This is a genomic window from Mesorhizobium sp. RIZ17 (assembly GCF_051127865.1).
GTDB classification, from domain to species: domain Bacteria; phylum Pseudomonadota; class Alphaproteobacteria; order Rhizobiales; family Rhizobiaceae; genus Mesorhizobium; species Mesorhizobium humile.
On sequence record NZ_CP147861.1, the window covers coordinates 5,101,267 to 5,118,567 of the forward strand.

The 17,301-nt window shown below is 64.3% G+C and carries 18 protein-coding genes; 11 read left to right on the plus strand and 7 right to left on the minus strand.

Annotated elements, in window-relative coordinates:
• Positions 1-55 precede the first annotated feature (55 nt).
• The 4 genes from WDX12_RS24760 (at position 56) to lpxK (ending at position 3,502) form a co-directional block, all read left to right on the plus strand.
• A complete protein-coding gene (locus WDX12_RS24760; RefSeq protein ID WP_320297405.1) occupies positions 56-301 on the plus strand; it encodes a DUF4170 domain-containing protein in 246 nt (81 codons plus the stop codon).
• Between the two features lie 5 nt (positions 302-306).
• Positions 307-1,086, plus strand: coding sequence for a lysophospholipid acyltransferase family protein (locus WDX12_RS24765; RefSeq protein ID WP_320297465.1), 780 nt, complete (start codon positions 307-309; stop codon positions 1,084-1,086).
• Positions 1,083-2,399: a lipid IV(A) 3-deoxy-D-manno-octulosonic acid transferase gene (gene waaA / locus WDX12_RS24770; RefSeq protein ID WP_320297404.1), complete on the plus strand. Its 1,317-nt coding sequence runs from the start codon at positions 1,083-1,085 to the stop codon at positions 2,397-2,399. The genes WDX12_RS24765 and waaA overlap by 4 nt, the downstream gene beginning before the upstream one ends.
• 74 nt (positions 2,400-2,473) lie before the next feature.
• Positions 2,474-3,502 (plus strand): tetraacyldisaccharide 4'-kinase, encoded by a 1,029-nt coding sequence (lpxK, locus tag WDX12_RS24775; protein ID WP_434725704.1) that lies wholly within the window; start codon positions 2,474-2,476, stop codon positions 3,500-3,502.
• A gap of 13 nt (positions 3,503-3,515) precedes the next feature.
• Here the strand turns inward: lpxK and WDX12_RS24780 are convergent, their stop codons facing one another.
• The 3 genes from WDX12_RS24780 to WDX12_RS24790 all read right to left on the minus strand — a co-directional run bounded on the left by WDX12_RS24780 (position 3,516) and on the right by WDX12_RS24790 (position 5,700).
• On the minus strand, positions 3,516-4,472 hold the full coding sequence (locus tag WDX12_RS24780; RefSeq protein ID WP_434722364.1) for a UDP-glucuronic acid decarboxylase family protein: 957 nt from the start codon (positions 4,470-4,472) through the stop codon (positions 3,516-3,518).
• Positions 4,473-4,566: 94 nt separating this feature from the next.
• Positions 4,567-5,358: a glycosyltransferase family 92 protein gene (locus WDX12_RS24785; RefSeq protein WP_320297402.1), complete on the minus strand. Its 792-nt coding sequence runs from the start codon at positions 5,356-5,358 to the stop codon at positions 4,567-4,569.
• Positions 5,359-5,466: 108 nt separating this feature from the next.
• On the minus strand, positions 5,467-5,700 hold the full coding sequence (locus tag WDX12_RS24790; RefSeq protein ID WP_040986608.1) for a DUF2093 domain-containing protein: 234 nt from the start codon (positions 5,698-5,700) through the stop codon (positions 5,467-5,469).
• 114 nt (positions 5,701-5,814) lie between these two features.
• Here WDX12_RS24790 and WDX12_RS24795 point away from each other — a divergent pair, with 114 nt between their 5' ends.
• The gene (locus WDX12_RS24795) at positions 5,815-6,417 is read left to right on the plus strand and encodes a hypothetical protein (RefSeq protein WP_434722365.1); all 603 of its coding nucleotides are present in this window, start codon (positions 5,815-5,817) and stop codon (positions 6,415-6,417) included.
• Between the two features lie 6 nt (positions 6,418-6,423).
• On the opposite strand, the gene WDX12_RS24800 is transcribed toward WDX12_RS24795, so the two are convergent.
• A complete protein-coding gene (locus WDX12_RS24800; protein WP_320297400.1) occupies positions 6,424-7,350 on the minus strand; it encodes a LysR substrate-binding domain-containing protein in 927 nt (308 codons plus the stop codon).
• A gap of 90 nt (positions 7,351-7,440) precedes the next feature.
• Between WDX12_RS24800 and WDX12_RS24805 the strand changes: the two genes are divergently transcribed.
• Both WDX12_RS24805 and WDX12_RS24810 read left to right on the plus strand, forming a co-directional pair.
• The gene (locus WDX12_RS24805; protein WP_320297399.1) at positions 7,441-8,334 is read left to right on the plus strand and encodes a DMT family transporter; all 894 of its coding nucleotides are present in this window, start codon (positions 7,441-7,443) and stop codon (positions 8,332-8,334) included.
• A gap of 118 nt (positions 8,335-8,452) precedes the next feature.
• Positions 8,453-9,214 (plus strand): hypothetical protein, encoded by a 762-nt coding sequence (locus WDX12_RS24810; protein ID WP_434722366.1) that lies wholly within the window; start codon positions 8,453-8,455, stop codon positions 9,212-9,214.
• A gap of 122 nt (positions 9,215-9,336) precedes the next feature.
• Here the strand turns inward: WDX12_RS24810 and mutL are convergent, their stop codons facing one another.
• A complete protein-coding gene (gene mutL / locus WDX12_RS24815; protein WP_434722367.1) occupies positions 9,337-11,211 on the minus strand; it encodes a DNA mismatch repair endonuclease MutL in 1,875 nt (624 codons plus the stop codon).
• A 45-nt stretch (positions 11,212-11,256) separates the two neighbouring features.
• Positions 11,257-12,159 (minus strand): LysR substrate-binding domain-containing protein, encoded by a 903-nt coding sequence (locus WDX12_RS24820; protein WP_434722368.1) that lies wholly within the window; start codon positions 12,157-12,159, stop codon positions 11,257-11,259.
• An 89-nt stretch (positions 12,160-12,248) separates the two neighbouring features.
• Between WDX12_RS24820 and WDX12_RS24825 the strand changes: the two genes are divergently transcribed.
• From WDX12_RS24825 to WDX12_RS24840, 4 genes are all read left to right on the plus strand, one after another.
• Positions 12,249-13,799 carry a trimethylamine methyltransferase family protein gene (locus WDX12_RS24825; protein WP_434722369.1) on the plus strand — a complete coding sequence of 517 codons (1,551 nt, stop codon included), beginning with the start codon at positions 12,249-12,251 and terminating at the stop codon, positions 13,797-13,799.
• 57 nt (positions 13,800-13,856) lie between these two features.
• Positions 13,857-15,506 carry an ABC transporter substrate-binding protein gene (locus WDX12_RS24830; protein ID WP_434722370.1) on the plus strand — a complete coding sequence of 550 codons (1,650 nt, stop codon included), beginning with the start codon at positions 13,857-13,859 and terminating at the stop codon, positions 15,504-15,506.
• A gap of 94 nt (positions 15,507-15,600) precedes the next feature.
• On the plus strand, positions 15,601-16,074 hold the full coding sequence (locus WDX12_RS24835) for a DUF3828 domain-containing protein (RefSeq protein WP_434722371.1): 474 nt from the start codon (positions 15,601-15,603) through the stop codon (positions 16,072-16,074).
• A 4-nt stretch (positions 16,075-16,078) separates the two neighbouring features.
• Complete coding sequence (locus WDX12_RS24840) at positions 16,079-16,708, plus strand: hypothetical protein (RefSeq protein ID WP_434722372.1); 630 nt, start codon at positions 16,079-16,081, stop codon at positions 16,706-16,708.
• Between the two features lie 11 nt (positions 16,709-16,719).
• Here the strand turns inward: WDX12_RS24840 and queF are convergent, their stop codons facing one another.
• On the minus strand, positions 16,720-17,181 hold the full coding sequence (gene queF / locus WDX12_RS24845; RefSeq protein WP_320297392.1) for a preQ(1) synthase: 462 nt from the start codon (positions 17,179-17,181) through the stop codon (positions 16,720-16,722).
• Between the last annotated feature and the right edge of the window lie 120 nt (positions 17,182-17,301).

A 17,301-nucleotide genomic window follows, 5' to 3' on the forward strand; every position in this document is an offset into this window, starting at 1 on the left:
CCGGCAGCTTTGGTCTAAAACCTGTCACGAATTCATAAGCATGCGAAGGATCGGCATGGCCGTGGAAGACGGAAAGAAGCAGCTTTTGCACCTGGTTTTCGGCGGCGAGCTGAAAAAGCTGGGTGGAACCGAGTTCCGCGATCTCGAAACCCTCGACATTGTCGGCATCTATCCCGACTATCAGACCGCGCTTGGCGCCTGGAAAGCCAAGGCGCAGGCCAGTGTCGACAATGCCCATATGCGTTATTTCGTTGTTCATCTGCACCGTCTGCTCGATCCAGAATCGAAGGTCGGCGGTTGACGTCGATGGAGCATGAAGCGGTGAAAGGGGCGACTGGGCGGCGCGCCGCCAGGCGCGGCGGAACGCGCACGCTGTGGCGGCGCATCCGTGAGCCGTTGGCGCAGTCGAGTTTCGTCAAGAACTTCATCGCCAACCTGTTCGCCTGGTTCGTGCGGCTGATTCGCGTCACCAGCCCGCTCGTCGAAGGCTCGACCCAGGTAGCCGGCGGCGCTTACGCGCATCTCGAGCCCGGCATCATAGCGCTCTGGCACGGCCAGCATCTTCTGACCCCAGCCTATTATCCCAAGGGCCGGCAGCTGGTCGCCATGGTCTCGCGCAGCGCCGACGCCGAGCTCCAGGCGCTGATGATCGAGAAATTCGGTATCGAGGCGGTGCGCGGCTCCGGCGGTCGCAACAGTTCGAGGCATCTCGACAAAGGCGGCGCCAAGGCCTTGATCGCGCTCAAGAAGTCGCTCGTCGCGGGCAAGAACGTCGCCATGATCGCCGACATTCCGAACGGCACGCCGCGCGACGCCGGGCTTGGCATCGTTCTCCTGGCAAGGCTTTCCGGCCGGCCGATCCTGCCCTCGGCCATCGCCACCAGCCGGCGCAAGGTGCTGGAGAAGAGCTGGGACAAGACCACCATCAACCTGCCTTTCGGCCGCTCCGCGGTTATAGTGGGGCCGCCGGTCTTCGTACCGGCCGATGCCGACGATGCCGAGATGGAGCGCAAGCGCCAGGAGGTCACTGCCTCCCTCAATGCGGCAACGGCCGAGGCCTATCGCCTCGTGGATAGCGGCAAATGAGCGAGCGTTGGGCGCGCGTGGCCCTGACCGCCTACCGCTATGCCGGGGCGGCCGCCTATCCGCTGATCGGACCCTATGTCGCCTGGCGCGCCTCGCGCGGCAAGGAGGACCGCGTCCGCCGGCGCGAGCGCTATGGCGTAGCCGGCCGTCCCCGTCCGGAAGGGCCGGTGATCTGGATCCATGCCGCAAGCGTGGGCGAGACGATCGCGGTGGTGCCGCTGGTCGAGAGCATCCTCGACTATGGCGTCAACATCGTCCTGACCACCGGCACCGTGACCTCGGCCAAGGTCGCCGAAGAGCGCCTCGGCAGCCGCATCATCCACCAATATGTGCCGCTTGATCTGAAACCCGCGGTGAGCCGCTTCCTCGATCACTGGCGGCCGGAACTGGCGATCATCGCCGAATCGGAAATCTGGCCGATGACCATCCTGGAACTTGGCGCCCGCAACGTGCCGCAGGTTCTGGTCAATGGCCGGCTGTCCGACCGCTCCTTCACCTCGTGGAAGAAGCGCGCCGGCGTCGCCGAGGCGCTGTTTGAGAACCTCGCCCACGTCATCGCCCAGTCGGATACCGACGGCGAGCGGTTTCGCGCGCTCGGCGCCCGGCCGGTTACCGTATCCGGCAACCTCAAGGTCGACACCAACCCGCCGCCGGTCGACGAGCGGGCTTTGGCCACCCTGCAGCGCCAGATCGGCGATCGTCCGACCTGGGCGGCGATCTCGACCCATGACGGCGAGGAGGTCGTGGCCGCCGAGGTCCATGCCAGCCTGCACAGGCGCCATCACGGGCTCCTGACCATCATCGTGCCGCGTCACCCCGACCGCGCGGATGCGCTTGCCGCGCAGATTTCCGGCATGGGCCTGACGGTGGCAAGGCGCAGCAAGGCCGACCGCATCTCGCCCGACACCGATATCCTGCTGGGCGATACGATCGGCGAAATGGGCCTTTACCTGAGGCTGACCGAGATCGCTTTCGTCGGCCGCTCGCTGACCTCGGAAGGCGGGCAGAACCCGCTCGAGCCGGCGATGCTCGAAACCGCCGTGCTTGCCGGCCGCAACGTGCAGAATTTCCGCGAGGCCTATCAGCGCTTGCTCGACAGCGGCGGCGCCAAGCTGGTGCGCGACCGCGACATGCTGGCCGGCGCCGTCAATTTCCTTTTGACCAACGAAGCGGCGCGCCACGAAATGATGGCGGCGGGTGCCGCCACCGTCGACGAGATGCGCGGCGCGCTTGCCCGCACGCTGAAATCGCTGGAGCCCTATATCCAGCCGCTGGTCGTCAAGGCGCGCCTGAAAGGCGCAAACGGGCGCTAGATCATGATCCCAAAAATCGGGACCGGTTTTTGGAAAAGCTCATGCGCGAAGCCGAGGCGCATAGGACCGGCGCGATGACCAGCGAAGCGCCACCCTTCTGGTGGGAAAAGCCGGACTGGCGTGTGCTCGCGCTGTCGCCGGCTTCGGCGGTCTACGGCCTGGTGGCGGGCCGCCGCATGCGCCACGCTCCGCGCGAGAAGGTCGCAGCACCCGTGCTGTGCGTCGGCAACCTCACCGTTGGCGGCAGCGGCAAGACGCCGGTCGCCATCGCTTTGGCCAAGCAAGCCAGGCGCATGCAGCTTACCCCAGGCTTCCTGTCGCGCGGCCATGGCGGTTCGTTCGCCAAGCCGCATGTCGTCGACGCGCATCACGACGCCGCCAAGCATGTCGGCGACGAGCCGCTGCTGCTCGCCGAACACGCGCCTGTCGCGGTGACGGCCAATCGCGCCGCCGGCGCGAAGCTGCTCATCGAGGGACATGGCTGCGACTTCCTGATCATGGATGATGGCTTTCAGTCGGCGCACATCCACATCGATTACGCGCTGGTCGTGGTCGACGCCCGCTTCGGTGTCGGCAACGGTCGCGTCATCCCGGGCGGGCCGCTCCGCGCCAAGGTCGTCGACCAGCTGGTCTTCACCAGCGGCTTGCTGAAGATGGGCGAGGGGGCCGCCGCCGACGGCGTCGTGCGCCAGGCCGCGCGCGCAGGACGGCCGATCTTCCTGGCGCATGTCGAGCCGGCCAACCCGTCACGCTTCGCCGGCGGCCGCTTCCTGGCCTTCGCCGGCATCGGTCATCCCGAGAAATTCTTCGACACGGTGCGCGGCGCGGGCGGCGAAGTGGCTCAATCGCGCGCTTTTCCGGATCATCATTTCTACGCCCAGGACGAGCTTGCCGATCTCCTGGCGCTTTGCCGGCAGGAGGGGCTGCGCCTTGTCACCACGGCAAAGGACGCCGCGCGGCTGCGCCATGGCGAGACGCCCGCCGGTTTCCTCGACCAACTGGACGTGCTCGATATCGAGGCGGTGTTCGAGCTCGATCATGTGCCCGAGCGCATAATCGACGAGACGCTCGACGCCTGGCGCCAGCGCAAGATGCGGGGTTGAGCGGCGCCCGCCGTCAATTGCCGTTGATCAGCCGGCGGAAGTAGCGAACCGTTTCGCCAAGCCCATCCTTGAGAGCGACGCGAGGGGACCAGTCCAGCGTCGATCGCGCCAGATCTATGTCGGGTTGGCGCTGTTGGGGATCGTCTTGCGGCAGGGGCTTGAACTCGATCTTGGACTTGCCGCCGACAATGCCCAGCACAAGTTCGGCCAGTTCCAGGATCGTGACTTCCGACGGGTTTCCAACATTGAGCGGGCCTACGAAATCGTCGGGCGTAGCCATCATCCGAACCATCGCGTCGACGAGGTCGTCGACGTAGCAGAAGCTGCGCGTGTGGCTTCCGTCGCCGTAGATGGTTATGGGGTCGTTCCGCAGGGCCTGGACGATGAAATTGCTGACCACGCGTCCATCCGACGGATGCATGCGAGGCCCGTATGTATTGAATATGCGCAGCACCTTGATGGGTAATTTCGACTGGCGCCAGTAGTCGAAGAACAGCGCCTCGGCGCATCTCTTGCCTTCGTCGTAGCAGCCGCGCGGTCCGATCGGATTGACGTGGCCCCAATAGGCCTCGGTCTGAGGATGGACTTGCGGATCGCCATAGACCTCGGATGTCGATGCCTGAAGGATCCTGGCTCCGGAAGCGCATGCGAGATCGAGCATGTTGATCGCTCCATAGACGCAGGTTCTGGTCGTCTCGATCGGAATGCGCTGATAGTGGACGGGCGAGGCCGGGCAGGCGAGATTGAAGATCTCATCCGTTTCGACTTTGAGGGGCACGGTAATGTCGTGTCTCAGAAGCTCGAAATTTGGATTGCCCAGAAGGTGACGGATGTTTTCTTCCAAGCCGGTGTAAAAATTGTCGGCGCATATTACCTGCCGGTCTTTTGCCAGCAACAGGTCGCATAGATGCGAACCGATGAAGCCGGCGCCGCCGGTCACAAGAGCCTTCACGATAACCCCCGTACCCATCGCCCTTTGGTGTCTATAGCCCCGGAAGCGCGAAAGTGTCAGCACTGAAATGACGGCCTAGGGCCATCAGCCGGGAAGGGAAGGGTGGCCGCTTCTAACCCGCGCGGCGCATCGCCTTCAGGATCGCCTCGTCGCGCTCGACGTTAAGCTTGCTTTCGAAGTCGAAATGCCAATCCCTGTCGCGCAGCGCTGAAGTCGAAGCGTCGCCGCGCCGGATTTTCTGGTCGAGGTCGGCAAGCGATCGCGACCAATAGTGATTGATCCTCAAGATATCGAGCTTGGGGGGCATGCCGGGCACGATGGTCCGTCGATGGGTATCGAGCCCTTCACCGGACAGGAATTTCGACAGATGGACGCCAACCTTGTAGACCATGCGAGGGTTGACGATTGTCTTGGCCGTCGTGATGTCCGGCCCGGCTCGCATCGTGTAGGCTTCGACCACCGGACTTTCCGGCCTTTCGACATGGCCGGAGGAACCGTAAAACGCCTGCCAGACACAGACGCCCGGCAGGTCGCGATAAGCGTTAAGGACGGAGCGCACGTCACGCCCGTCGGGCGCGAAAAGAAACTCGTCTATATCGAACAGCCCGATCCACAATGCTTCATGCCAGTGCCTGCGGATACAATCCTTGTAGGCCGACAACTGCCCTACCGGCCGCGGCCAGTCGACCAGCGTAACCAGCCCTTCCTGGATGAACGGGTCCAATACGGCTTTGAAGTCGTCGGTCGAGAAGTTGTTGTACAGATAGAAATGCTCAAATCCCACACTCTGATGGAACCTGATCCATTCGGCCAGGAACGGCGCTTCCTCACGGAAGATGGCGCAGGCCGTCAGCTTGAATCGTGGGGCTTTCGATACCGCCCGATCGCGCAATCTCGCGCGCATGATTAGTGGCATGCGAACGGCAGTCTTGAGAGAATTCTTTAGGTTTTTCAATGCAATACCCTAAGCGCGGTCGAAATTGATGGCCACGGCGCCATGGGTTCGCATGGCCTAGCCCCGCTTGCGCAATTCCGGGTGCATCTCGATCTCGCGGGCAAGCGAGACAGCCGCGTTCACGTAGGGCTCCTGCCGGGCGACGCTCCAATATTTGAGCTCGTCGAGGGGAATGTTCTCGCCCGTCACCGCGCAGCGCACGAAAGAGCCGGGACTGGTGACCTGGAAGTCGCCGTCGAGATAGCGGATCCGGGCTTCCCTGCCGCCCGGGCCTTCGAAACGATTCATCATGGAAGGACGCTTGAGTTCATCGGGTTTCAATCGCCACAAATCGCAAGCAACGTCAAGCTTGACGCAATGCTCATGCAGTATGGCTGAGCGGCAAAATGCTTTCCGGAAACCGGCATGGACATCACCTCGACCCGCCTGAACACGCTGATCAATGAGGCGCTCACGCCGCAGGCGGTGACGTCGCCGAAGGCCGATCCGGCGACGACGGCTTTGATCAAGGCGCTGGTCCAGCCGCCGGCGCCGACGACGGGGCAAGCGGCGCAAATCGCGGCCCAGTCGCTGCAAAGCGCGCAGCCGCGCCAGGCCGCTCAGGCATCGCAACGCCTGTCGTCCTCCGAGGTCGAGGACGCCTACCGGGCCGTCATGGAGCCCGATGCCGCCACCGACGATGCGCCGGCAAGACCCTCGACGGCCAGGGCGGCGACGGATACCGATCAGGCTCCGCGCGGCTTCGTCCCACCACCGGCAGCGGTTGCCGACAATACGTCCAGGCCCGTGGCTGCGCCGGCATTGTCCACATTTTCGCCGACCGCCGCTTCCGCCTCGGCGCTGGTCGCGGCCAACGCCAACGCGCCTCAGCCGCGTGGCGCCGCAGTCCGTCCGGCTGGACACGCTCCGCGATCGGAATCCGCGCCGATATCCCTTTGGACGATCTCGGTCGTCACCGCCATCGTCTCGGCGGTGACCGCAACGATCATGGTGCTGTTGCTTCGCTGATCCCGCTCAGACGTCGTCCTGAAGGAAAGCTTCGAGCTTTTCCGGAGCAAGCGCTGCCTGTTCGGCAATGCGCCTGGCAAGGTCCGCCGCCGCCGCGCGCGGCCGGCCGACCGGGCGGTCCATCCAGTAAGACACCGGGTTGAGCGCAACGCGCTCGTCGACGGCGACGATACGGCCGGATTGGAGCTGGTCTGCGGTCAGCGGCGGTCGTGCCAGCGCAATGCCCAGCCCGTGCGCCGCAGCATCCAGCACCAGATTATAGTCTTCGAAACGCCTGTCCTGCGGGCGTGGGCGATAGTCCACGTCCTGCGCCGCGAACCAGGCGCGCCAGGCGGAAGCGTCGGAATCGTTGATCAGCGGGAATTTCAGCAGTCGCGCAGGGTCGCCTCGTCCGATCTCCTTCGCCAGTTCCGGCGAGGCGATCGGGAAAACATGCTCCTCGAAAAGCTGCACCGAGACGCGGCCCGGAATGCGGCCGCGTCCGCAGCGCACCGACAGGTCGATGCCTTCGTCGGCGAGGTCGGCCTGGCGGTTGTCGACGTCGAGCACGATACGCAGCTTGGTCGGATGGTTCTCCAATTCCGCCATGCGCGGCATCAGCCACAGCCCGCTCACCGACGGGATCGAGGCCAGCCGCACCACGGCGGTGCCGCGCGGCTCGACCCAGCGGTCGGAGTTGACCGAGATCAGCGCGAAGGCCTCGGCGGTCCTCAAATGCAGGCGGTTGCCCTCGATCGTCAGCGTCACGCCGCGGGCGTTGCGCTCGAACACTTTCAAGCCAAGCCAGCCCTCCAGCTTGGCGATCTGGCGGCTCACCGCGCCATGGGTGAGGTTGAGCTTTTCGGCCGCCGCGGAAAAACTCCCTGTCCGCGCCGCCGCGTCGAAGGCGCGCAAGGTTTCGAGCGGCAGTATCTGGTCAGAGCTGTGATCCATATTCACAGCTGACCCTCGAATTGGTCGTTTGTCAATTGGCCGGCAATGCCGTTTTCTGCCTCCATGACACAGAAAGACGAGGCTACGGCAATGAGCGCTTACACCGGCACGTTGAATGAGACACAGCGCATGGACACCACCGCGGCGGTCGCGGTGACGTTGACGGTCATCGGCTGGGCCTCGGCTTTCCCGGCGATCCGCGCCGGCCTTGGCGCCTTCCAGCCGCTGGAGCTAGGGGCGCTGCGCTTTGCCATCGCGGCCGTTCCGGCCGCCATCTTCCTCGCGGTGAAGCGCCCGGCGCTGCCCAGGATCGACGAGCTGTGGCGCTTCGCCTTCGGCGGCGCCATCTTCGTCGCGCTCTACACCGCCATGCTCAATTTCGGCGAGCTTACCGTCTCGGCGGGCGCGGCCGGCTTCATCATCAATGTCAGCCCGATCTTCACCGCCATCATGGCCATGGCGCTGCTCGGCGAACGCTTCTCGGGAATCGCCTGGCTCGGCACCGTCATCTCCTTTGCCGGCATCGGCATCATCGCGGTGGCCGACGGACACGGCCTGCATTTCAACGCCGGCGCGCTGCTGGTGCTGGGCTCGGCACTTTGTTCGGCCGTCAACACCATCGTCCAGAAGCCGCTCTTTGCCCGCCATCATCCGCTGACGATCTCCGCCTCCAACATGGTGCTCGGCGCGCTCTGCCTGTCGCCGTTCCTGCCGGAAGCGTTTTCGCAGGCAGCGGTCGCCAACACCGCCGGTCTCGGCGCCGTCATCTATCTCGGCATTGTGCCCTCGTTGATCGCCTATGCCGCCTGGGCCACCGCCCTGTCGCGACTGCCGGCGGCCCGCGCCTCGAACTTCCTCTACCTCGTCTCGCCGACCTCCGCCTTGATCGGCTTCTTCTGGCTGGGCGAAGTGCCGTCGCTGCTCGGCATTCTCGGCGGCGCGCTGGCTCTGGGCGGCGTGATCGTGGTGAATTTGAAGCGGTAATTCAAAACGCTGCAGTCGTTTGCGGACTTAAAATCTCGAGTACCCCCGCGGTGATGCAGACACGCGCCAGGCGGGCGGCTATGGTGAGCCGCTTTCGGGGAACGCGGCGGTGATCGGGATGGCAGGACGGTTCGTATGCGCAATTTCTTGCGTACTGCTGCTGTGCGGGAACGCCGCCGCGGGCTGGTATCACGTGGAAAATTACGAAGGGTCCATCGGCTCTCAGCCCGTTCATATCTCGCTTCAGACCTATGACGGGTTCGGCAGCGGGATAACGGTCGAGGGCAGTTACTTCTACGACGCCAAGCAGAGCCCAATAGCGGTGTACGGCAGGATCACCGGCACCAGGCTCGCGCTCTGCGAGATCTCGGGCAAGAAGGAATTCGACCGGGTATTGATGGTTGGATCAAAGGCCCCTGTCGACACCGCCGGATGCCCGTTTTCCATCGACATGACCGAAAACGGCGCGACAGGCACCTGGAGCAAGGGTGCCGACACATATCCCGTCACGCTCAAGAAGGTCGCCAGTCTGGACGACAAGGGCGAGGTAAAGATCGACGGGACCGTCGAGATTCCCTTCTGGGCCGAGACAGCCGCCGACAGGTTTGCCGGTATCTATGCGGACACCGACTCAGGCACTTGCATGAAAAAAATGCAGGTCATCAAGAAGCGCAGCGGGAAGGTCGTTCAGGAAATCGCCTTCAAGGATGATGACGCCTGCAGCGCCGGCATGCTGATGACGTCCATCTATATGAACGTCGAGAAGTGGGTCGAGGGAGGCAAGGACGTCATTTCCGTGAATTTTAGCGGCGGTGGCGCAGGCCATACTGAGGACTATGCCTTCAGCCCCAAGGCGAACAAATATCGCAAGAGAAAATGAAATGGGGCGTCAGTCTAGTGCGTTTCACCGTTTCACGGAAACGGCGAACCGCACTATCTCTTTGTTTTTACGCAATTCCGGACGGAAAACCGTTCACACTTTTCCTGGAATTCCTCTAGCGCTCACCGCCGTCCGAACAGCCTTTCGATATCGGCGAGCTTGAGCTCGATATAGGTCGGGCGGCCGTGGTTGCAGGTGCCGGACCCCGGCGTCGCCTCCATCTGGCGCAGCAGCGCGTTCATCTCCTCGGCCTTGAGCAACCGGCCGGACCGGACGGAACCATGGCAGGCCATGGTCGCGGCTATTCTGTCCAGCCGCTCCTTCAGCGTCTCGACCGTGTCGTTGTCGGCGATCTCGTCGGCGAGGTCGCGCACCAGCTGCTGCACGTTGGTCTCGCCCAGCATCGACGGCGTCTCGCGCACCGCCACCGCGCCCGGGCCGAAGCGCTCCAGGCCGAGGCCGAATTTGGCCAGCGTGTCCGAATGCATCGCCAGCCGCTCGGCATCCTCTTCCGGCAGGTCGACGATCTCGGGCAGGAGAAGCATCTGCGACGGCACTGCGCGCGAATGCAGCGCGTTCTTCAGCGCCTCATAGACCAGTCGTTCATGCGCCGCGTGTTGGTCGACGATGACCAGCGAATCCCGCGTCTGGGCGACGATATAGTTCTCATGCACCTGCGCGCGCGCCGCGCCCAGCACCATGCCGAGCAGCGCTTCGGCCGGCTCGGCCATGCCGGCGCGGATATCGGCGCTGGCGAGCGGGCCGGTGTCGAAGGCGACCTGCTCGTTTTCGGCAAAACCATTGGCTCGCGATCTCGCCTCGCCATAGCCCATGTCGAGCGGCCGCTGTGGAGAACGTGTCGGATCGAAACCGCTCGAGCCGGAAGCGTGATAGGCCGCCTCGTAGCCGCGATGGCCATTGGCCGGGCCGGGATGCGAGTAGGGTGCAACACCCGGCCGGAACGCCGCCATCATGCCGGCAGCACCCGTGGTCGCGGCGCGGATGCCCGCGCCGGCCAGTGCCTCGCGGATGGCGCCGACGATCAGCCCGCGCACCAGGCCGGGATCCCGGAAGCGCACATCGGCCTTTGCTGGATGGACATTGACGTCGACGGTCGAAGGATCGAGCGACAGGAACAGTACGGTGACCGCGTGCCGGTCGCGCGGCAGGACGTCGGCGAAGGCGCCGCGGATCGCGCCGGCGATCAGCTTGTCGCGCACCGGCCGTCCATTGACATAGGCATATTGCTGCAGCGCGTTCGCCCGTGTGTAGGACGGGATCGAGACGTGCCCGGCAAGATGCACGCCATCGCGCACGGCATCGATGGCAATGGCGTTGTCGGGAAAATCCTTGCCCATCACCTGCGCGACGCGGGCAAGCCGGCCTTCCGGCGTATCGTCCGTCGCCGGCAGTTCCAGCGTCGAGCGGTCGGGACCGGCAAGCGTGAAGCGCACGGCTGGGAAAGCGATGGCGATGCGTTTCACCACGTCGCTGGTGGCCGAACTTTCGGCGCGCTCGCCCTTCATGAATTTCAGCCTGGCCGGCGTGGCGAAAAAAAGGTCGCGCACCTCGACCGTCGTGCCGCGATTGGCGGCAGCCGGCTTCACCGGCGAGACGCGGCCGCCGTCGATGCCTATCTCGGCCGCGCTGTCGCCGCTTGCCGTGCGCGAGCGGATCGACAGCCGCGCCACCGAGCCGATCGAGGGCAGCGCCTCGCCGCGAAAACCGAGTGAGCGGATGTCGTGGATATTGTCGGAAAGCTTCGAGGTGCAGTGGCGAGCAATCGCCAGTGCAAGCTCCGGTTCGGCTATGCCCGAGCCGTCATCGGTGACGCGGATGAGGTTCAGCCCGCCGCCCGCCGTGACGATCTCGACGCGCGAGGCCCCTGCGTCGAGCGCATTCTCGACCAGCTCCTTCACCACGCTCGCCGGACGCTCGATGACCTCGCCGGCGGCGATCTGGTTGATCATCGTTTCGGAAAGCTGGCGGATGGGCATTCAGCGATTATAGGCGGATTCGAACGGCGAGGGGGAGGGGTCAGTTCACGCCTGCGCCACCAGCCAGTCCCTTACCCTGCGCGCATTGTCGCTGAGGTCACGGTTCTTCGGCCAGATCACGTGGAAGCCGATGCCGGTCCGCATGACATGATCGGTCACCGGCACCAGCAGCCCCGAAGCCACCAGGCGCTCGACCAGATGCCGCCACCCAAGCGAGATGCCTTGTCCTTCCATCACCGCCTGGATCACCAGGGCATAGTCGTTGATGCGCAAGCCGCGCTCGGCGTTGCGCAGGCTGGTTCCGGCCGAAGCGAACCATTCGTCCCAATTCGGCGCCTCGCGATAGGGCTCTTCGAGATGGATCAGCCGGTGCGTCGCCAGTTCCTCGACCGTTTTCGGCTTGCCGAACTTGGCGAGATAGCTCGGCCCCGCCACCGGGAAGATCTCTTCCTCGGAGAGCGACAGCGAGTGATAGTCCGGCCAGTCGCGCGGCACGCCGCCGCGCACGCCGAGCGGAATGCCCTCGGCGATGATGTCGAGGTCGCGGTCGGCGGTCTGGATGCGCAGGTCAATGCCCGGCAACTCGTCCCGGAACTGCTGCAGGCGCGGCATCATCCAGAACGAGCCGAAGGCGGTCGAGGCGGCCAAGGTCACATGCCCGCCGGTCGCCTGCAGGCGCAGGTCCTCCGCCGATTTGCGGATGTGCGACAGGCCGAGCGAGACGTCGGCATGGAAGCGCTCGCCGGCTTCGGTCAGAAGCACCTGGCGGTGGCGGCGCTGGAAGAGCTTGGCGCCGAGCTGCTCCTCCAGGCCGCGCACGGCGTAGGAAACGGCGGCCTGCGTCATGCCGAGCTCGCGCCCGGCAGCGGTGAAGCTCGACAGCCGGCCGGCGGCTTCGAAGACGATGAGGCTGCCGGCGGAGGGCAGGAGGTGGCGTAGGCTTCGCATAAGCACAACTTATACAGAAGATCAGGATTTTCCAGCGTCACAGCCATATTTTGCCTCGCTAATTTGGGTGGCGGGAAGAAGGAGGCTCCATGAACGCACCGGCCGTTGAATTGACCGAACAGACCCACCGCCGCGGTGGTGGCCGTCTTGGCCGCAAGGCGCTGAGAAGCGCGCCGATCGCGTCCTTCCCGACCCTTGTGCGCAAGATCCCCGCCTACGAGATCGTGCCCGACGAGGCGGTGGAATTGATCCACGAGGAATCGCTCAAGATCCTCGAGGAGGTGGGGTGCGAATTCCGCGACGACGGGGCGATCGAGCTCTGGAAGGCGGCCGGCGCCGATGTCAGGGAAACGCGCGTCCGCATCGACCGCGCGCTCTTGATGGAGCTCGTCTCGAAGGTTCCGGCGGAGTTCACCCTCAATGCACGCAACCCCGAGCGCACCGTGCGCGTCGGCGGCAAGAATTCGATCTTCGTGCCGATGTATGGCGCGCCCTATGTCCGCGACCTCGACAACAAGCGGCGCTACGGCACGCTCGCCGACCTCAACAATTTCCACAAGATGGCCTACATGGCGCCGGCGCTGCATTCGTCGAGCTCGGTCATCTGTGAGCCGATGGAAATCGCCGTGCCGAAGCGGCATCTGCACATCATCCATTCGGCGCTGAAACATTCCGACAAGCCGTTCATGGGCATCGTGACCTCGAAGGAGCGCGCCGAGGACACAATGGCGATGGCTGGCATCGTCTTCGGCGAGGAGTTCGTGCGCGACAACCCGGTGCTGGTGGCGATCACCAACTGCAATTCGCCGCTGGTGTGGGACGCCACCATGATCGACGCCATGCGCGTCTATGCGAGCCACAACCAGCCGCTGATCCTGGCGCCTTTCGCGCTCTGCGGCGCCTCGACCTCGGCCTCCGCCGTCGGCGCGGTGGCGCAGGTCAACGCCGAGGCGCTTGCGGGCGTGGCTTTGACCCAGCTCATCCGGCCCGGCTCGCCGCAGATCTACGGCCAGTTCATGGTCACCGTCGACATGAAGACCGGCGCGCCGATGGGCGGCACGCCGGAGGCGGCCCAGATGATGTATCTGATGGGAGCGCTGGCCAGGAAATACAAATTGCCGTGGCGCACCTCAGGCTTCCATGTTGGCTCCAAGCTCAACGATGCCCAAGCCGGCTATGAGGCGAACATGCTGATGCATGCCGCGATCCTCTCCGGCGCCAATTATATCTGGCATTCCGCCGGCTGGCTGGAGGCGGGTCTCACCTGCGGCTACTCGAAATTCGCCACCGACTGCGAGCAGCTGGTCGGCTGGTACAAATATGCCGGCGGCGTGCCCTTCGACGATTTCAAGGAGGCTCTTGCCGCGATCCGCGAGGTCGGGCCGCAAGGGCACTTCCTCGGCACGCAGCACACGCTCGAGCATTTCGAGAGCGCCTTCTTCATGCCCAACATCATGGATTTCAATTCCTTCGAGCAGTGGAGCGCCGAAGGCGCCAAGGACCACGACGCGCGCGGCCGCGAAAAGGCGCGCGCCATGCTCGCCGACTACCAGGAGCCGAAGCTCGACGAGGGCATTGCCGAGGGTCTCGCGGATTTGATCGCGCGGCGTGAGGAAATGCTGCCGGACAGCGTTAGTTGATAGACGACAGTTCACACAAACGGGCGGAGACCCGAAGAAATCAATGGGAGAACGAAAATGACACTTTTCAAAAGCAATGGTGACCGGGTCCCGGCCGCTATCGAAGCGATGGCCGAGGAGGCGCGCGCCGGCCGTGTCGACCGGCGTGAATTCCTGGCGCTGGCCAGCGCCTTCGGCGCATCGACGGCTTTCGCCTATGGCATGCTCGGCCTTGCGGCGCCGACCAGGGCGCTCGCCGACGAGCCCAAGAAGGGCGGAACGCTGCATGTCGCGATGTCGGTCAAGGCGCAGAAGGATCCGCGCACCTATGACTGGACGGAGATGGCGAACGTCACCCGCACGTGGCTGGAGCCGCTGGTGCGCTACACCCATCAGTTCACCTTCGAGCCGGTGCTGCTCGAAAGCTGGGACATCAATGACGACGCCACCGAATACACGCTGCATCTGCGCAAGGGTGTCACCTGGAACAATGGCGATGCCTTCAACGCCGATGACGTGGTCGCCAATCTGAACCGCTGGTGCGAGAAGGGCGCGTCCGGCAATTCCATGGCCGCCCGCGTCGGCGCGCTTATCGACACCAAGACCGGCAAGGCCAAGGATGGTGCGATCACCAAGGTCGACGACCATACGGTAAAGTTGAAGCTCAACGAAGCCGATATCGCCATCATCCCGGGCTTCACCGACTATCCGGCGCTGGTCGTGCACCGCGACTTCGACAAGGACGGCGCCGATCCGATCAAGAAGCCGATCGGCACTGGAGCGTTCGAGCTGGTCTCCTACGATGTCGGCCAGAAAGCGGTCGTCAAGCGCCGCGAGAACGGCAAATGGTGGGGTGGCGAGGCGCCGCTCGATGGCGTGGAGTTCATCGACTACGGCACCGACTTCAACGCCACGCTCAATGCCTTCGACTCCGGCGAGGTCGACGTCGATTTCGAGACGCCGGCGGACTACATCGACCCGCTGGACAAGATGGGCCTGGTGAAGTCGGAGGTTGCGACGGCGACCACGCTCGTCGCCCGCACCAATGTCACGCATAAGCCTTATGACGACAAGCGGGTGCGCAACGCGCTGCAGATGGCGGTCGACAACAACCAGGTCATGCAGCTCGGCTACAATGGCCGCGGCACGGTTGGCGAGAACCATCACGTCGCCCCGATCCATCCCGAATACTACCCCCTGCCCAAGAAGGAGCGCGACGCCGCTGGCGCCAAGAAACTGATGGCCGACGCCGGCCAGGCCGACTTCGAGCACGAGCTGATCACGGTCGAGGACGAATGGCAGAAGAACACCGGCGACGCGATCGCCGGCCAGCTGCGCGACGCCGGCATCAAGGTCAAGCGCACCGTGCTGCCCGGCTCGACCTTCTGGAACGATTGGACGAAATATCCTTACTCCATGACCATCTGGTACATGCGTCCGCTCGGCGTGCAGGTGCTGGCGCTCGGTTACCGCACCGGCGAGGCCTGGAACGAGACGGCCTTTTCCAACCCGGATTTCGACGCCAAGCTCAAGGAGGCGCTGTCGCTCATCGACGTTGGCAAGCGCAAGGAGGTGATGAAGGATGTCGAAGCGATCCTGCAGGACTCCGGCGTCATCATCCAGCCCTTCTGGCAGAAGCTCTACTGCCACATGAACAAGAAGGTGAAGAACTACTCGATGCACCAGACCTACGAAATGGACTTCCAGAACGTCTGGCTGGATGCCTGAGCGCGCCCGGACTTCATGAGCCGCAAAAAAGCCGATATGCAGGAAGCGTGGTGGCGATCTTGCCGCCACGCCGCCGAACCTCCGGAGATCCTGCATGAAGCCGATAGTGCTCGCCGCTGCCATGTCGATAGCCTTGCCCGGCGCCGCGCTGGCGGGGCCGGCATCCAACGCCGTGAAGTTCTTTTATGTGCCTTCGGTGAAGTTCGAGGCGGACGCCAAATACCGGGACCGCTTCACCGACCCGGTGACAAAGCTGTTCGAAGCCAACGACAAGGCGCAGAAGGAGAAGCCCGACGAGGTGTCCTGCATCGATTTCGATCCCGGCCTCGACGCCCAGGATTTCGATCAGAAGACCTTGTCGAAGACGCTGAAGCTAACCGAGACCGTCAATGGCGACACCGCCGAGGTGACGGCTAACTTCAATCTTTTCCCGGAAGGCGATGACTCCAAACGCGAAATGGTGTGGTCGCTGAAGAAAGTGGACGGCAAGTGGAAGATCGCCGACATCACCTCCAAGACCAGCGACTGGAAGCTCAGCGCGCTGGAATGCGGCGCCTCGACGGAGTGACGCCGTGCTTCGCCGTCTCGTCCTTGCGCTGTCGAGTTTGTCGATGCTGGCCGCGGGGCTGAACGGCGCCGCCTTTGCACAGGGGCTCTTCGGCGCGCCGCCGCCGAGCGCGTCCTCAGGCGACAATGCGTCCTCGGACAACAAGTCGCCGCCCGCGGTCGATAAGTCGCCGCCTGCGGTCGATAAATCGCCGCCTGCCACAACGCCGGAAAGCAAGCCGGCTGAACCAGCGCCCGTCTCTCCTGTCCTGCCCGGATCGCCGACGGCAGTGGTCAAGCCGTTCTACGAGCATCTCGGGCTCGAGCTCGATCCGGCCCAGCGCAAGAACTTCGTCGATCCGGCGAAAACCGTGCTCGACAAGAGCGACGCGCTGCGCGCCTCGGGGCAGGGCGAGTGCCTCGACCCCAACATGGCGCTCGACAATTCAGATTACGACAAGCTCGCCATCGACAAGAGCCTGCGCACCATCGAGGCCGTCAATGGCGACCAGGCCAAGGTGGTGGTCGCCTTCGTCGTCGAGGGCCACCAGCACCGGCTGGAATGGAAGCTGAAGAAGGTCGGCGGCGGCTGGAAGGTCTCCGACCTTTTGTCGGTGACCGGCGAATGGGCGCTCAGCCAGTACCAATGCGAGTGATGGCGATCCGCTCAACCGCGCCCGCGATAGGGCGCAACGCCGGTATCCGGCAGCCATACGTCCTTGGGCGGCGCGCCTGTCTGCCAGAAGACGTCGATCGGGATGCCACCGCGCGGGAACCAGTAGCCGCCGACGCGCAGCCAGAGCGGCTTGGTCGCCTCCACGATGCGGCGGCCGATCATGACGGTGCATTCCTCATGGAAGGCGCCATGGTTGCGGAACGAGGTCATGAACAGCTTCAGCGACTTCGATTCCACCAGCGTCTTGTCGGGCGCGTAGTCGATGACGATGTGGGCGAAGTCGGGCTGGCCGGTGACCGGGCAGAGCGAGGTGAATTCCGGGCAGGTGAAGCGCACGATCGCCGGCGGGCCGTCGCCGCGCTGGAACGGCACGGTCTCCAGGACCGCCTGTTCGGGGCTCTGTGGCGTCTCGACGTGCTTGCCGAGCTGGGAGAGGTTCTTGGTATCGGTCATGGGCGGCTCCTAGCTGCCGCCGATTGTCCGGGCGGCAGGAAAACGAAGTGCGGAAATTACGCCGCGATCTTTCAGACGCAGCGGATTTGGGCCGCTCATTAGCATCGGACCGAAAAGTGC